The organism is Lysinibacillus sp. HST-98, assembly GCF_016757845.1.
Lineage (GTDB): Bacteria > Bacillota > Bacilli > Bacillales_A > Planococcaceae > Lysinibacillus > Lysinibacillus capsici.
In genome coordinates, this window is the sequence record NZ_JAENHX010000011.1 from 18,053 (window position 1) to 33,862 (window position 15,810).

Consider the following 15,810-nt stretch of genomic DNA (forward strand, 5'->3'; position numbering starts at 1 on the left):
AGTTCATGTAAAGTTCATGTTCACAAGATAAACTGCTACTTAGTTGAAACACGATTAGGGGGAGTTATCGTATGGAACAAAAGTGGAGCATACGCCTTATTCGATTAGCGGCAATCTTTGCTTTAATCGGCACGTATTTAGGTTCACATATGTCGGGATCAGGTAGTTATGAATATAGACCGATACATGCACATATTTTACTTGTTGGCTGGCTTAGTATGTTTGCCTGGGGTATTTTTTATCGAGCCTTCAAAGTGAAATCACAAAAATTAGTAACCATTCATGGTTGGACAGCTATTGTGGGTGTTCTGGGCTTAACGTTGGGCATGTGGTTTTACAATATAAATCCATTTAATTTTGGTAGCACTTTTACATTAGTCTTCTTTATTGTAGGAGGAACTACGCTATTAATTAGCTTTGCTTTATTTATTGTTGTAACATTTATGATTCAACAACAAAAGGATAATAGCAGTCATTAATAAAACCTACCGTGTCTTATGTGATGCGGTAGGTTTTTTAATATTTATTTAATTTCTTCCAGTGACTTTTTCAGCCATCTTGTCGCCTCTTGATAGTCTTGTGCAACACCATGCCCTTTTTTGTAGAGCATACCAAGCTGGAATTGGGCTTTTGGATGCCCTTGATTAGCAGATAGTCGATAAAGCTGGGCGGCCTTTGCAAAGTCCTTTGGTACGCCCTGTCCATGAATGTGCATTTGGGCTAATTGATATTGTGCCTTCATATGTCCTTGTGATGCAGCCTGTTCAATCCATTTAGCAGCCTCTGTGTAATCCTGTTCTACGCCTTTACCTTTATCAAATAAATTGCCCAGTTGATACTGCGCACCTGCATGGCCTTGAGTGGCTGCTAGGCGATAACATCTGCGTGCCTCCTCAAGATTTAAGGCTACCCCTAATCCCTGTTCATATAGTAGGCCTAATTGATATTCAGCTTGAATATGTGATTGATCGGTTGCTGCTCGCCACCATTTAACGGCCTCCTTATAATTTATAGGAACACCAGTGCCAGATGTCAGTAATAGGCCAAGCTCATACTGTGCATCTGCATAGCCCTTTTCAGCGGCTGTCCTAAAATATGATATTGCCTTGACTGGGTCTTCAAGCTGATATGCATATAGACGTCCAAGCTCGAAGCCAGCGCTGATATGGCCATTGTCAGCAGCTAGCAGTAGCCACTTTTCTGCTGACACAAGATTCTGTTCTTTTTCATACAGCAGGCCAAGACAGTATTGAGCATTTAAATGTCCTTTATGTGCCGCTAGCTTGAACCATTTTAAAGCTTCTATATGATCCTTCGTCATTCCTTGCCCAGTATTATAGAGCATGGCCAGTTGAAACTCTGCGTTCACATGGTCCTGTAAAGCAGCCATATGAAACCATTTTGCTGCTTCTTCTTGGTTTTGGGGAATACCACGCCCTTTAAGATGCATATAACCAAGATTGTATTGAGCACTTGCATCTCCAGTTAAGGCAGCCATTTTGAAATAAGCAACGGCCTTATCATAGTTTTGCTCCACACCCGTGCCATTATGATAAAGAAAGCCTAGATTGTTTTGGGCACTTGTATTACCTTGATTGGCTGCTAAGGTATACCACTTGGCAGCTTCGTTAAAATTTTGAGATAGGCCTAAGCCTTGATTATAGAGTACACCTAAATTGTATTGGGCGTCAGCATTCTCTAAATCAGCAGCTATTTGGTAATGACGTGCAGCCTCTAGATAATCCTGTATAACACCTTGGCCTAGATGATAAAGTACACCGAGGCTATAGTGAGCATTTGCGTCATTTTGTGCGGCAGCTCGTTCATACCACATTTTTGCAAGCCTATAGTCCTTTTCTACACCTCGCCCATGATTGTAAAGAGCACCTAAGTTATATTGAGCACTTGCATCTCCATTCTGAGCAGCTACTTCAAACCATTTGACAGCATGTTCGTAAGCCTCTCGTGACTGCTCATGCTGTAGTATATTTTTATCAAATATAGAAGGAAGTTCTGTGACATGAGAAGACAGGCGGTTCGATTTGAAACTACGATCATAGCGCTTCATAAACCATTCAACAATATCGCTAAGATAGTCTAAAACAATTTTAGCTGCTTTGGCTTCTACAATGTCATTACTGGTATGGCTTGTCATTTTATGAATTAGATTCATCAATAAATAAATTCGACGAGGATGAATTTGCGCCACAAAACTTCGATTATTTAATAGCATTCGGACATTTTTGAGTTTAGGTTCGGTATGCATTTCCAATCGATAAATCTCATATAAAATTTCCTCTAATACAAGAAGTGACTTCTGTAAGGATTCTGCTGGGGTTGAAATGGCGAGCAAACTAGCATCCTGTAAATTTTTGGATAATATTATGAAGGACAGCTGTCTTAATTTTTGACATTGTTCTTCAAGATTTTCATAATGCATGACGAAAGTACTCACCTCTTTCAGTTAATTACCTCGGCGTCATTGCAAGCATTTTACTTTTAAACCTTTTTACAAAGCGCCTCTTCATCTCTTTGTTCATATATCGGAGAAAAATCGATATTATTGATATGTTTTAATGGGATTGATCAGTTGAATTGTTGGTGTTACATGATACTATTTGATATAAGGGAGATTCGTAGCTACGGAGAACCTGTCAGCCTTTAGGTGGGGGATCGAAATGAAAAATATTGCAGCTATTATACCAGCATATAATCCACAACAATCACTCATTACCTATGTACATCAATTATTAGCAACGACTATTACACAAATCATCATTGTCAATGATGGGAGTGATCAAAAATATAAAGATATTTTTGAAAACCTAGATAAAATTGAACGCTGCCAAGTACTACAGCATGATTGCAATATTGGTAAGGGGGGCGCACTTAAGACCGCCTTTGCATATATACGAGAACAACAAGCAAGGTGCCATGGTATCCTTACAGTTGGGGCTCATGGGCAACATACTTTACAAGATGTGAAGCTTGTTTTAACCATGACAAAGGTGTTTTCTGAAGGGATTGTGCTAGGTGTGCGTAACTTTCGTTCAACTGATAGTACATTTCTTTCTTACTGGGGAAATCGTGCAACAAGCTTATTTTTCGAGATACTGTATCATAAAAAATTAATGGATACACAAACCGGTTTACGTTATATTTCCATCAATGAGTTGCCTTGGTTAATGAAAGTAAAAGGTGAACGCTATGATTATGATACAAACATGTTGATTGCTGCACTTAAAAGAAAGTGTCCAGTTTTCGAGGTAGAAATTGGGCAATTACGTATAAAGAAAAATTCAATAATTCAGTACGATGAAATAACAAACGCTGGTACCATTATTACGAGAATGCTCATCAATTATCTAAAACCAAGGAATAGTAATGGCTAGGTTTAAATTTAAAATAATGAGCTAGGATAAAGAATAACGATCACTCATTAGAGCGTAGCGAGTATAAGAGAAGGAGCAATGTATATGGAATATTCAGATCAAGTGAAAAATCGTGTGAAACGGATGGAAGGACAGCTACGTGGCATTTTGAAAATGATGGAGGAGGAAAAAGACTGTAAGGCCGTCATTACACAATTATCAGCAGTACGCTCTGCTGTAGACCGTACAGTTGGGGTTATTGTTAGTACGAACCTATTGGAATGTGTACAGAATGCGGAAGGGGATGGTGAAAAAATGAACGAAGCCATTCAGGAAGCAGTTAATTTAGTGGTGAAAAGTAGATAATTTACTAAACGCCTGAACAATTACAGAATCTAAATCGAAATAAAACTCACTATTAATTAGGTGAGTTTTATTTTTTTGCAAAAAAATAGTTATATTCGCTAATTATATTTTATTAGTAGGTATTTTATAGTATATAAAATTTAATATATTTTTAGTTAAAAGTCTTAGTTAGTGAACTTGTATGATAGCTTAGTAGGTACATTCTTTGCTATGCTAAATAGTAAAGAAAGAATCAAAGGGAAGGTGATGAGTGATGAAAAAATTATTGTTATGTGGTGCGGCTTTATTGATGTTAAGTCCAACTGCGGTCTATGCAAAACAAACAGAAAATACCTCCCCAATTTATCCTATGGTAGCTAACTCAACAGTAGCAAGTTGGGATCAATTAACAGAAGAACTTGCAAAGCAAATACAAAACTTTGAGATCGATATAAAAATTAAGTATACAGGCAAAATAGGCGACCTAAAAAAAGAAATGATGGACGCACTTGAAAAAGCTAAGCAACAAGCCGTTTATGCAAGTGGACATATAGAAAGTACCATGGTTTCCGCAGATTCTCTAGGGAATGTAACGTATAAAATGAAGTACCTGACAAGTCAAACTCAAGAAGCAGCTGTACAAAAAAAGATTAATCTAATTCTGAAAAATATTATCAAACCTTCTATGACAGATTTTCAAAAAGTAAAAGCTATTAACGATTATATTGTATCCAATACTATGTACGGAACTAAAACTAAGGCAAGTCCACATAGTGCTTATGCTTTGTTTTTTGAAGGACAAGCTGTATGCCAAGGTTATGCATTGGCAGCACATGCCATGTTAGAGCAATCTGGGATAGAGACAAAATATGTTGTGGGCTTTGTAAATGGGAATGAGGCACATGCTTGGAATTTAGTAAAGGTTGATGGGGAATGGTATCATTTAGATACAACGTGGAACGATCCTTTGCCAAATCGCGTTGGTGCGGCGTCCTATGACTATTTTTTAGTCTCGGACAATCAAATTAGCAAAGACCATACTTGGATTAAAGGAAATTATCCTACTGCTACAAGCACTAAATACAGTTATATGCTTAATGTCCATTTCGCACATCAGTTAAATAATATTGTTTATTTTAGTAATACTGCAGATAACGATAAACTGTATAAGCTTGATATGACTAGTGGTAGTAAGTCAAAGGTATTAGATAAACGTTCGTTGTATATTACAGGGACTAATCAAAACCTATATTATAGTGATTACAGTAACGGTGGGTATTTGACAAAGCTAGATTTAAAAACGTTAAAAGCTGAGGTGCTAGTGAAGCAGCCAGTAACAAATTTAAAGGTTAGTGACAATTATTTACTGTATAATGTCCAATCAAAAGAACATACACTTAAAATTAATTAAGTCAACAAACAAATATTAACAAGCACAAATGGACCCTTAAGTGAGTTCTTTGTGCTTTTTTTGTATATAATGTAAGGAAGACGGTTGGAGGTGAGGAGTTTGTGGAAGAAATTAGCTATAATTGCCATTATCATTATTTTTATTGATCCTATTTATACGGCTGGTAAGGCAGTTGTTCAGCAGGTGGTCGATTGGACAAATAATGATGACATAGAAACGATGCTACTTTCAACAAAGGAGAAGATCGTAGATGTTACTGCAAGACTTTCAGATAATGCCTCAATTGAAACAGCCCTACCTATAGAAGATGTACATGAAGCGGAGGTAGCCCCTACAACTCCACCTATTCAGAAACCTGAAACAAAGTTAGTCGTCACAAATGCCAAGGAACTGGCTGATGCGATGTATGCGTATTATAATAGCTTTTCACCAAAGTTTGAAATTCAATATAAAGGGAATACACAGCGAATTGAACAAATTGTAGAAGAGGCCTATAACAATGCTATCAAACGCGATGACTATGTTTACGGCCATGTAAGTAAACATTCAATTCGATATGAATATGGGCGAAATAAAGCAACTATTTTTGGAGAACAGAGCTATTTAATGACGCCAGAGCAGGCGGCATATGTAGAGATGAATGTTCAAGAAATTATTGCTAAGATTAGTAAAAAATCTATGACGGATGTAGAAAAAGTACGAGCTGTCAATGACTATATTGTTGCCAATACTTCCTATACAGAACAAACGAATTCTAGCCCACACAGCGCTTATACCGTTCTTGCTGAGCACGGGGGAGTATGTCAGGGCTATGCTTTACTTGCTCACTCTATGCTTCAAAAATTGGGTATTGAAACAAAATATATCGTGGGCTATGTAGGTCAAGAGGGACATGCGTGGAATCTAGTCAAGTTGGATGGACAGTGGTATCATCTCGATACGACATGGAATGATCCAGTACCAGATCGTAAGGGTGCAATACGCTACCAATACTTTTTAGTAGATGACCGTACAATGGCGAAGGATCACTCGTGGATTGCTGAAGACTATCCAAAAGCAACAAGCACACTGTATAGTTATTATCATGATATAGACTTCCCAGCACAGGTTGGAGACCAATTGTTTTATAGTAATATTGCAGATGACAATAAGCTATATGTACTAGATATGAAAACTGGTAAGACGAAACGTGTCACAAATTCCCGGGCGCAATATATCGTTTATTCAGATGGTTGGCTCTACTTTAGTAATTATTCCCGAGGGGCATATTTAACAAAGATTCGTCCAGATGGTAGTGGAGAAGAGGTACTAAATAGGGAGGATTCGAAGGATTTATTTATAAAGGATGGCTATCTCTATTTTACAACGAATGAATTGAAGAGACTGGCACTTTAAAAGCAAGAAAAGGGCAATGACTTATAAACAGTCATATGCCCTTTTTGCTCGTTCGATTAAATAAGTAATAGGCTGATGCTGACAAAGGGTAATGACCACTTGAGGATACTTGAAGGTTATTTCCTCAGTAAAGTTCTTTAAAATGAGTGGATTATGCTTGATGGCACCACCATTACAATAAAAAGTAAATGGTTCATTCTGATAGTCAATATTTTTCAATACAGCGCTTGCTAGAAGGACTAGTTCATGAGCAGCTTGTTGAGATATTGCGATGGCACAAGCATCTTCTTGCTCGACTGCTCTTGCCACAAAAGAGCCCATCTTGGCCAGTTGTGCATTTGTATAGGAAGGGTGGAATAGCCATTCAGCAAGCTCCGTAACATCTTGTATACCTAAAGACTGATAGACAGCTTCCTTTAAGATTGTTGGTTTCCCACGACCATCCTCCATTTTAAATATAGCTCTTACGACTTCCTGCCCTAACCAATACCCACTTCCCTCATCGCCAGCCCGATGTCCCCAACCCCCTGCACGTACAATCCGCTGCCCATCAAAGGCATAGGCAATAGCTCCTGTTCCAGCAATGAGCAGTGCACCAGCCTGTCCAGCAGTCACACCTAATAGTGTGGCCTCTGCATCATTTTCAATAATCATTGTGTCTATTTGTAGCTGTGTGATCTTAAGAGCATTTTGAACAATAGTCACGACGGCTGCATGATCCTTCGGAGAATCAATGCCAGCTAAAGCAAAGGTAGCTACAGCAATTTGGGAATTAGGATACTTTCGCAAAAATCTTTCAACATTTGCTAAAAGCTCTTGTAATATTGCCGTAGCCGATTCAACACCAATGGCTTGATAATTAGAGCCCTTAGTGGATGTAGAATATTCAATGTCACCAGATTCAGCATGAACAACTGCACATGCTGTTTTTGTCGCCCCACCATCAATAATCAATAACCATTGCTTCATTGATTCCATTCCTCTAGAAAGGCTGCTAGTTCTTTTTCTGCTTCTATAATGGCACTTTCCTTTAAGCGAATCCATTCATAAAAATCATGGGCGTTCAGTTTGGAACGTTCAAGAGCAGCCTTCATAGTGGCTGGAGCGGGACCACCTAGTAATGTTCGCACACCAACAAAAGATTCTGGTTTTAACGTCTTATAGAAATCCTCTTCCGAAATAGTTAATTCGTTGCCCGTAATCAATTTCGATTGTGTGTTTACAAGTCCCCAGGTAAGACTAGCTAATGATTCCTCTCCATGAGCAAGTAGAACCTTAATACATTTACTAACAATACTATGTGCTTGACGGAAGGAAATTCCCTCTGAACGGACTAATGTATCAGCTAGCTCAGTGACATTCGCAAAGCTATTTTCAGCGCGATTTTTTAACTTCTTCTTATTGACATCCATTGTAACAACAAGCGAACCAAACAACTTGTAAATACCAACTAAGCGGTCAATGGCACGCCATAAATAAGGCTGCATATCATCCTCAGTGTCTACGATATCTCCAAAAGGTGTATTATGTACCATCTGTAATACTGTACTTGCATCTCCTACAACCGCAGATAGTAATGAGCGTGTATGTTCTATAGAAACAGGATTACGCTTTTGAGGCATAATAGAGCTTATTTGCACATATGGACTTGCGAGTGTAAACGCATTAAACTCCTGAGTAGCCCATAATAAAAAATCTTGAGAAGTACGGCCAAGATTGAGTGCAGCAAGCTGTACAATACTTGCAGCCTCGGCTATATAATCTGCTCCTGCAACTGCATCCCATGCATTTTCGATAATATCATCAAAGGCAAGTAGGTCACGCATACGTTCTCTACTAATTTTAAAGCCTGTCGTTGTTAAGGCAGCGGCTCCCATACTGCTACGATTGACCGTTTTATAGACATGCTGCATTCGTTCAAAATCACGCTCTAGCTGGTCGATGACCGCCTTTAAATAATGGGCGAAGGTTGTAGGCTGGGCCTGCTGTGTATGTGTGTAGCCAATCATAATGGTATCGATATGTTCCTCTGCAGCAGCGATTAAATCATCACGTAATGTTAGTAACTCGCGCATTAATAATAATAATTTTTTTCTTAATGTCATTCGATAGATGGCGATACCCATATCATTTCTGCTTCTGCCAATGTGAAGATTTCCAGCAATATCACCAGCAAGCTCTATTAATTTATTTTCAATGCGGAAAAATAAATCCTCATATTGGGGACTGTAATCCTCTAAACGATAATAATTTAAGTCAATTTTTTTTAGAGCCATCCCAATTTGCTTTGCTTCATCTTTTTTTACAAGTCCTTGTTCTTCTAACATTTTTAAATGAGCAATATTGATTTGTAGCATAATTGTTAAAAAATTTTTCTTTGCCTCATCATAAGCTGGCTGTAAAACGATTTTTCGATAGATGTTAGAAGGGAATATCATCCCATCTTCCAGCTGTGTTTTATTGCGAAAATCTTCAAACATTGTCATGGCCCCCTAATAGATTGGCAGTTAGATGGCTGTACCAGCACTGCCTTTTGATAGTTTTTCAGAAATAATAAGGACAACTAAAATTAAACAAATTTGTAAGACACCATAAGCACAGGCGGTCCCAAATTTAAATGCATATAATTTTTGGAATATCGCTACAGACAATGGAATAGTGGATGTACTGTAAATTAGAATGGATGCAACAAATTCACCAAAGCTTTGCACGAGGGCTAAGAGTGTCCCTGCTAAAATCCCGGTGAATGTTAAAGGCACGACAATACGTCTAAATGTATACCACCAGTTGGCCCCTAAGCCACGTGATGCCTCTTCAATCGATTGATCTAGCTGTACAAGAGAGGCAGATGTTGATCGAAAAACAAGTGGTAAATGTCGAATAAAGTAGGCTAATGGTAAGATCCAAAATGTCCCGATCAATACGTGATTAAAACTAAAGATACTTTCTGTACTAAAGGCTGCAATTAAATTAACAGCAACAACTGTTCCTGGCAAAGCCCAAGGTACCATTATCAAAATATCGAGCAAGGTTTTCCCTTTAAAATTTAAGCGCACCATAGCATAAGCTGCCGCGACTCCAAAGATGATATTGCCCAGTGTTGCAATGACACCCATTTGAATGGAGTTCCAAATAGGTCGCCATGTGCGTTCATCGGTAAAAAGAGCAATATAATGATCGATTGTATAATCGGTTGGGAGAATTTGCGTTTTCCAAGCTCCATCCACAGAAAAAGAGATCAATATCAACACTAAAATAGGCAGTATCAATATTAATGTGCCAACAAAAGAAGCAATGGTTGCTATAATTTTTACCTTTTTTGAGGATACCTCTGAACGATGAACACTAATTCCCTTACTCAGGTTTTGATAATTTCTGCGATTTTGATACCAACGCATAATGATTAAAAAAGTGATAGAGACAAAAGATAATATCATCGACTGTGTTGCCGCCATCTCAAGATTCCCATTTGTACGTGATAAATAAATTTGCATCGTCATAGTACGCTCCACACCAAACATCAAAGGTGCAGTATAAGAAGCCATAGAAATCATAAACACCAATAAGGATGAGGCGACAATAGAAGGTGTGAGCATCGGTAAAATAACCTTTGTCCATACGCGAATACGCCCTGCACCCAGACTAGTAGCTGCCTCTTCAAGAGCAGGATCAAGCCCCTTAATAGCAGCAGAGGCAGTCAAATAGAAGTACGTATACATTGTGAATGTATGAACAACGATGACGCCCCATATTCCCTTCAAGGCAAAAGGAACGTGATCCAACCCAAATAGATGCTGAAAAATTCGTGGGAAAATCCCGCTATCGCCATATAAAAATGAAAAGGACAAAACACCTACTAGAGGAGGAAGTGCCATTGGAACCAAAACTAAAACAGACAATATCCGTCTCCCAGGGAAATTATAGCGTTCTAGTAAAAAGGCCATTGTTACCCCAACAAGTGCACAGCAAATAACGCTGATAAATGAAATATAAATACTGGTCCACAAGGCCTCTAAATTTGCTGGACTAGCTATATCAAAAAATTTCTTATAGTGAAAGAACGCTTCATCACCAGCAAAGCTTTGGATGAAAGTTTGATAGAAGGGATAAACCACATAGGCGAATAACACTAAAAATAATGGCGATATTAAAACATAGACAAACCAATTGGCATGCAAAATTCGCGTCCACGTACTTTCAGACTGTTTCCCCATATTGGCTTCCTCCTATTCCCCTAAAAAGTACAGTGAATCTTGTGCCATATGGATTGTAATATCTTCACCGATCTTTTTGATTTGGTCATAAGAATTAATAAGCATTACTTTAAGTGAGAACGCAGTAAAATCTACAATGTAATTAACGCTAATACCTGTGAATTCAACAAATGTAATTTTTCCTGTTAATGTGTTTTCACCAGTACCAAGTTGGATCGATTCTGGACGAATAGAAATAAATACTTTGTCTCCAATCATATGCGTTAAAGAGGGAGAGCTTTGTTGCTTTCGCCCAATTAAATTATGTCCATTCACTGTTCGTACTTGTACATTTTCCCCATCAATAGCTTGGATTGAGCATTCAATTAAATTAGTTTCACCAATAAAATTTGCCACAAAACGATCCTTGGGTTGATGATAAATTTCCTGAGGAGTACCAATTTGTTTGATATAGCCATTTTCCATAACCATAATTCGATCCGACATAGACATGGCTTCCATTTGATCGTGAGTAACGTATATCGTTGTGACTCCAAGCTCAGATTGGATTCGTTTGATTTCAATACGTGTTTCCTCACGCAATTTTGCATCTAGATTGGATAGAGGTTCATCAAGCAATAAAATATCTGGCTCTATCACGAGTGCCCTAGCTAAAGCAACACGCTGCTGTTGCCCACCAGATAGCTCATTTATTTTTCTGTTGCCGTAAGCAGCAAGATGTACTTGACCTCTAATTCGATCCACCTTGTGCTGAATCTCAGCTTTTGAAAATTTTCGAACTTGTAAACCAAATGCAATATTCTCATCAACCGTCATATGGGGGAAAAGGGCATAATTTTGAAATACCATGCCGATATTGCGCTTATTGGGCTGAAGTCGAGTGACATCTCGATCATCAAAAAGAATTTTGCCTTTAGTAGGGTAATAAAAGCCTGCAAGCATCCTTAAAGTGGTTGTTTTGCCACAGCCGCTAGGACCCAGAAAGGTAAAAAATTCACCAGCTTTTATTTCAAGATTTAAGTCCTTCACGCTATACACTTGACCAAATTGCTTCGAGACATTTTCGATTCTGACACTTCTCAATCATTAGCTCCTCTCTAACAAAGAATCTAGATGATACAGGAAGGTAAAAATTCGCTGTATAAGCCGAATTTTTACTCGTTCTACTATTTACCGCGCCCTTTAATATTGTTATCCCAGTATTCCATCCATTCTGCTTCTTTGTCAGACATTAGCTGCCAATCAATATCAAATGTTTTTAAATCTAATTCCTGATACCATTCTGGCATGGAGCCTTTGTCAATATCTGAACGTGTAGGAATTTGGTAATAATCATTAGCTAATTGTGTTACCATCTCTTTTTCAAATAAAAACTCTACAAAAAGTTTCGCATTTTCTAGGTTCTTCGCATTGTTTACAACTGCTACACCGTCTACTAAAATAGGTGCACCACTTTTAGGATAAATATAATCAAAAGGATAATCTGTCGTATATTTTTTTAACAAAATATCTTGTAGATTCCATAGGGAGACACTGCCTTCTTGACGTGTTAGTTTTAAATACAAAGCATTAGGGTCTTGTGTGTACTCCTTTGTATTGGCATCTAATTGTAGTAACCACTCGTAGCCTTTATCAGGTGAATCCGCACCTTGTCGTACAATCATGGAAGAATAAATCGTACGCATTGTGCCTGACGCCAGTACACCTCTGATTAAAATTTGATCCTTCCATTTAGGATCTAATAAGTCATCCCAGTCCTGTGGACCAGTTTCTTTTGTTAGTAAATCACTATTAATCATAATTACTTCAGGTAACAGCATCTCGCCGAACCAACGTCCATCTACATCTTTGTGTGCGGTATCAATAGCGTCAATAAAGCTCGGCTGCCAAGCATGTAGTAAGTCTTCATTGGCGCCAACAATGAGTGCGGATTGCGTTCCGCCCCACCAAAAATCTGCTTGAGGATTGGCTTTCTCTCCACGAAGACGTTCTAAAATCTGTTGAGCACCCATTGTTAGAAATTCTACTTCAATGTCTGGATATTTTTCATTAAACTGATCGATCACATTTTGCACCATTTCTTCGTCACGTCCAGTGTAAATTACTAGCTTGCCTGAAGGCGACGTTGTTGCTACTTCTGTTTGTTTACCATCTGATGCCTCGTCATTATTTGCTGCATCATTTGTAGAATTTTGCTGATCTTCGCCATTACAAGCAGCTAAAACGACAAGCATTAACATAAGGAAAAAACCAAGAATATAGGCTTTTTTCATCAACTTCCCCTTTCTTAAAGTAAGTTACTTGCATATTGCAGTATAATACCGAAGGGGAACATTAATGTTAGAATTATTAAAAAATTACATTTGCATTCATCATAGCGAAGTACATAATGGTAAGCAATGGCATTTCATTAAAGTTCAAAAAAACTCCTTAAAAAGGAATCATTCCATTTTTAAGGAGTTTTTTGTCGTTTTATAAATGTACTTCTAATAAGCTATCCTTTTGTTGACGTTGTGCAACAATGGTTGGCAGCATCATGCCAGCAATCACCAGTACAATCCCGATAATTTGTACAGCAGTTAAAGGTTCATGCAAAACAATAACGGAAACAGTAACAGCCACTGGTAATTCAATGGCGCTTAAAATAGAAGCAAGCGCACCACCGACTTTAGGGATAGCAATCGAAAATAGATAAATCGGTAAAATGATACCGAAAAGACCTAGTGCTAGTCCATATTTCCACAGGCCTTGCATGAATAGTTTACCGTTCCAAATAACCTCGGGGCTTAGGAAAATACTGATCATAATAAGGGCTATAGAGGAAACGATTAATACCCTTGATGTGGTAGTCACGCCCTCGACAGGTCGAGAATTAAATTGAATAAAACATGCAAAAGTAACGGCTGCTGTAAAACCGAATAGCCATCCTTGAATAGGAATGTCACTTAAATCTACATTTAATACACCTGCAGCTAGAATCGTTCCGATAAATAAGATGACGATTGAAATAACTTCAGGTCTACTTGGTAATCTTTTATGGAGGGCACAATCAATCAGTAGACCAATCCATGTAAATTGGAATAACATGACTACTGCAAGAGAAGCAGGAAGATACTTTAAAGATTCTCCGTACACGATACCTGTTGTCCCTGTAAAAATTCCCGCACATATTAAAATAAGTAAACCCTTCTTGGACGGTCTTGGTAATTTTCTGTCAGTAAAAATAAAGATGGATATTACGAGTAAAAAGCCAATAATATATTGGCTTGATACAGCCTCTGCTGATGTAAAGCCATGCTGCATAGCTACTTTGACAATAGTCGACAAGATCCCGTAACTACTAGATGCAATAACAATCAAAAGAGGGTAAATCAAATTGTTCTTCATATATTAGTTATTCACTTCCTAAAACTGTTTAACCATATGGTGAAATGGCTCATCAATAATTGACCAAGGCTCCGTAATAACAAAGCCTAGTCGTTCATAAAGACGGCGAGCTTCTTCTTTTTGGGTTTCAACATTTAATGATAATTTTGTATAACCACGCTGCTTTGTCAGCTCTTCGGCAAATTGTAATAGCAATGTTCCGATTCCTTTACCACGTGCAGCTGGTGCAACACAAACTGTATCAATGTAAGCCTCGTCTTCATGGGCTTCCTGGTCAATAACAATCGATGGTGCATTTTTTGCTTCAAGCCATTTAACAAGGTTAGCATCCATATGAACGGCTTGTTGACCGTGATAATAAACGAGAATCCCTAAAATCTGTTCACTTTCAGTAGCGACAAAAGTATTTAAATAAGAATGTCGATTGTCTTCTTGTTGAAAAAGAACAGTCAGCTCTTGTATCACAGCCTCCGTTGATTGCTCACCAGTTAACCGATTAGCAATATCGCCAATGGCGTCGATAATTAAAGGCACCACAGCATGGGCATCTTGTGGTTGCGCTTGTCGAATTGTAATACTCATTTTGATAATCCCTACCTTTCTATAGGCAAGTATAACAAAGATAGGGGATGACTCAAGTTATCCATCCTCTCGTAAAGAAATGCCAAAAGTAAAAACCTTTATAGAATGACAATTTTCGTGTTAATCTATAATGACTAGACTTTCAGGAGGACTATCATGACAAAGCAAGAGAAGGATTTTATATTAGTCTATGGAGATGCTTTTATTGACTATATTGCTGATGATGTAACAAACACATCATTTACTAAATATATGGGTGGCGCAACGGTCAATGTTGCAGCGGGTATTAGCCGCATTGGGGCGCCTTCCGCATTAATTACAATTACGGGTGATGACGAGGGCTCGCAATTTGTGAGAGATGGGCTTGCCCAAGAGGGTGTGAAACTGGATTATGCCGTATTTGATCCAGCAAAACGAGTAAGTGGTGTTTATGTGCATCTAACAGAAGCATGTGAGCGAATTTTTAAGGATTATGTTGATGAGACACCCGATTTACAAGTTGAACCATCACAGCTAAATGAAGCAGCTTTTAAGCATGCCTCTGCTTTAACGGTGTGTTCAGGCACAATGTTCCATCCAACAGCCCTTGCTACAACACGAGCAGCAGTAGAAATGGCTAAGGACAAGGGTGCAATTATTGCAATGGATGCAAATATCCGTCCTTTACGTTGGAGCAGTGAAGAAATTTGTCGAGATACGATTACATCATTTTTCGAGGATGTCGATATTTTAAAGGTGACGGATGATGAGCTATTCTTCCTGACAGAGACAAGTAGCTTAGAAGAAGGTATCGAGCAATTAAATAGCTATTTAGTGCCTATTATTTTAATTACCGTAGGAGAGAACGGGACTTATGCGGTCCTTAATGGTGAGGTTATCCATGTACCGACTGAGAAAGTAGTGCCTGTGGATACTACAGGTGCGGGAGATGCATTTATGGCAGGTGTCCTACGTGATGTCCATTATAATGGTTTACCTACAACAAAAGCAGAACTAGTGCGTTGTACAAGCTTTGGCAACAAATTAGGAGCTTTTGCCGCAACAAAAGCAGGTGCTTTAACGGCTCTACCATATTATGAGGATATTAAGCATTTACTAAAATAAA

General features: G+C 38.3%; 14 protein-coding genes. 6 read left to right on the plus strand and 8 right to left on the minus strand.

Annotated features, from left to right (window positions below; all coding sequences use genetic code 11):
- Window positions 1-71 precede the first annotated feature (71 nt).
- Window positions 72-479 carry a hypothetical protein gene (locus JIN86_RS19965; RefSeq protein WP_004233089.1) on the plus strand — a complete coding sequence of 136 codons (408 nt, stop codon included), beginning with the start codon at window positions 72-74 and terminating at the stop codon, window positions 477-479.
- A gap of 44 nt (window positions 480-523) precedes the next feature.
- On the opposite strand, the gene JIN86_RS19970 is transcribed toward JIN86_RS19965, so the two are convergent.
- Complete coding sequence (locus JIN86_RS19970) at window positions 524-2,440, minus strand: SEL1-like repeat protein (RefSeq protein WP_202342693.1); 1,917 nt, start codon at window positions 2,438-2,440, stop codon at window positions 524-526.
- 238 nt (window positions 2,441-2,678) lie between these two features.
- Here JIN86_RS19970 and JIN86_RS19975 point away from each other — a divergent pair, with 238 nt between their 5' ends.
- The 4 genes from JIN86_RS19975 to JIN86_RS19990 all read left to right on the plus strand — a co-directional run bounded on the left by JIN86_RS19975 (window position 2,679) and on the right by JIN86_RS19990 (window position 6,522).
- Window positions 2,679-3,392: a glycosyltransferase family 2 protein gene (locus JIN86_RS19975; RefSeq protein WP_004233095.1), complete on the plus strand. Its 714-nt coding sequence runs from the start codon at window positions 2,679-2,681 to the stop codon at window positions 3,390-3,392.
- A gap of 84 nt (window positions 3,393-3,476) precedes the next feature.
- Window positions 3,477-3,737 carry a metal-sensitive transcriptional regulator gene (locus tag JIN86_RS19980; RefSeq protein WP_004233098.1) on the plus strand — a complete coding sequence of 87 codons (261 nt, stop codon included), beginning with the start codon at window positions 3,477-3,479 and terminating at the stop codon, window positions 3,735-3,737.
- A 253-nt stretch (window positions 3,738-3,990) separates the two neighbouring features.
- The gene (locus tag JIN86_RS19985) at window positions 3,991-5,127 is read left to right on the plus strand and encodes a transglutaminase domain-containing protein (protein ID WP_202342694.1); all 1,137 of its coding nucleotides are present in this window, start codon (window positions 3,991-3,993) and stop codon (window positions 5,125-5,127) included.
- 90 nt (window positions 5,128-5,217) lie between these two features.
- The gene (locus JIN86_RS19990) at window positions 5,218-6,522 is read left to right on the plus strand and encodes a transglutaminase domain-containing protein (protein ID WP_370568731.1); all 1,305 of its coding nucleotides are present in this window, start codon (window positions 5,218-5,220) and stop codon (window positions 6,520-6,522) included.
- Window positions 6,523-6,543: 21 nt separating this feature from the next.
- Here the strand turns inward: JIN86_RS19990 and JIN86_RS19995 are convergent, their stop codons facing one another.
- From JIN86_RS19995 to JIN86_RS20025, 7 genes are all read right to left on the minus strand, one after another.
- Window positions 6,544-7,491 (minus strand): N-acetylglucosamine kinase, encoded by a 948-nt coding sequence (locus tag JIN86_RS19995; protein ID WP_004233104.1) that lies wholly within the window; start codon window positions 7,489-7,491, stop codon window positions 6,544-6,546.
- Window positions 7,488-9,002: an argininosuccinate lyase gene (gene argH, locus JIN86_RS20000; protein ID WP_202342696.1), complete on the minus strand. Its 1,515-nt coding sequence runs from the start codon at window positions 9,000-9,002 to the stop codon at window positions 7,488-7,490. Before argH ends, JIN86_RS19995 begins: the two co-directional genes overlap by 4 nt.
- A gap of 27 nt (window positions 9,003-9,029) precedes the next feature.
- Window positions 9,030-10,736 carry an ABC transporter permease gene (locus JIN86_RS20005; RefSeq protein ID WP_009371491.1) on the minus strand — a complete coding sequence of 569 codons (1,707 nt, stop codon included), beginning with the start codon at window positions 10,734-10,736 and terminating at the stop codon, window positions 9,030-9,032.
- 12 nt (window positions 10,737-10,748) lie between these two features.
- Window positions 10,749-11,819 (minus strand): ABC transporter ATP-binding protein, encoded by a 1,071-nt coding sequence (locus JIN86_RS20010; RefSeq protein WP_009371494.1) that lies wholly within the window; start codon window positions 11,817-11,819, stop codon window positions 10,749-10,751.
- Window positions 11,820-11,902: 83 nt separating this feature from the next.
- Window positions 11,903-13,009: an extracellular solute-binding protein gene (locus JIN86_RS20015; RefSeq protein ID WP_004233117.1), complete on the minus strand. Its 1,107-nt coding sequence runs from the start codon at window positions 13,007-13,009 to the stop codon at window positions 11,903-11,905.
- Window positions 13,010-13,208: 199 nt separating this feature from the next.
- Window positions 13,209-14,123 carry an EamA family transporter gene (locus tag JIN86_RS20020; protein ID WP_202342697.1) on the minus strand — a complete coding sequence of 305 codons (915 nt, stop codon included), beginning with the start codon at window positions 14,121-14,123 and terminating at the stop codon, window positions 13,209-13,211.
- A gap of 18 nt (window positions 14,124-14,141) precedes the next feature.
- Complete coding sequence (locus JIN86_RS20025) at window positions 14,142-14,705, minus strand: GNAT family N-acetyltransferase (protein ID WP_202342698.1); 564 nt, start codon at window positions 14,703-14,705, stop codon at window positions 14,142-14,144.
- Window positions 14,706-14,861: 156 nt separating this feature from the next.
- On the opposite strand from JIN86_RS20025, the gene JIN86_RS20030 reads away from it, so the two are divergent.
- Entirely contained in the window at window positions 14,862-15,809 is a 948-nt protein-coding gene (locus tag JIN86_RS20030; protein ID WP_004233123.1) for a carbohydrate kinase family protein, read from the plus strand.
- Window position 15,810 lies beyond the last annotated feature (1 nt).

Excerpts from the sequence above, each read along its gene's own strand:
- JIN86_RS20025 (WP_202342698.1), bottom strand. The coding sequence starts at position 14,705 with ATGAGTATTACAATTCGACAAGCGCAACCACAAGATGCCCATGCTGTG.
- JIN86_RS19980 (WP_004233098.1), top strand. The coding sequence starts at position 3,477 with ATGGAATATTCAGATCAAGTGAAAAATCGTGTGAAACGGATGGAAGGA.
- JIN86_RS19975 (WP_004233095.1), top strand. The coding sequence starts at position 2,679 with ATGAAAAATATTGCAGCTATTATACCAGCATATAATCCACAACAATCA.
- JIN86_RS19985 (WP_202342694.1), top strand. The coding sequence starts at position 3,991 with ATGAAAAAATTATTGTTATGTGGTGCGGCTTTATTGATGTTAAGTCCA.
- JIN86_RS19995 (WP_004233104.1), bottom strand. The coding sequence starts at position 7,491 with ATGAAGCAATGGTTATTGATTATTGATGGTGGGGCGACAAAAACAGCA.
- JIN86_RS20020 (WP_202342697.1), bottom strand. The coding sequence starts at position 14,123 with ATGAAGAACAATTTGATTTACCCTCTTTTGATTGTTATTGCATCTAGT.
- JIN86_RS19965 (WP_004233089.1), top strand. The coding sequence starts at position 72 with ATGGAACAAAAGTGGAGCATACGCCTTATTCGATTAGCGGCAATCTTT.
- JIN86_RS20005 (WP_009371491.1), bottom strand. The coding sequence starts at position 10,736 with ATGGGGAAACAGTCTGAAAGTACGTGGACGCGAATTTTGCATGCCAAT.
- JIN86_RS19970 (WP_202342693.1), bottom strand. The coding sequence starts at position 2,440 with ATGCATTATGAAAATCTTGAAGAACAATGTCAAAAATTAAGACAGCTG.
- argH (WP_202342696.1), bottom strand. The coding sequence starts at position 9,002 with ATGTTTGAAGATTTTCGCAATAAAACACAGCTGGAAGATGGGATGATA.
- JIN86_RS20015 (WP_004233117.1), bottom strand. The coding sequence starts at position 13,009 with ATGAAAAAAGCCTATATTCTTGGTTTTTTCCTTATGTTAATGCTTGTC.
- JIN86_RS20030 (WP_004233123.1), top strand. The coding sequence starts at position 14,862 with ATGACAAAGCAAGAGAAGGATTTTATATTAGTCTATGGAGATGCTTTT.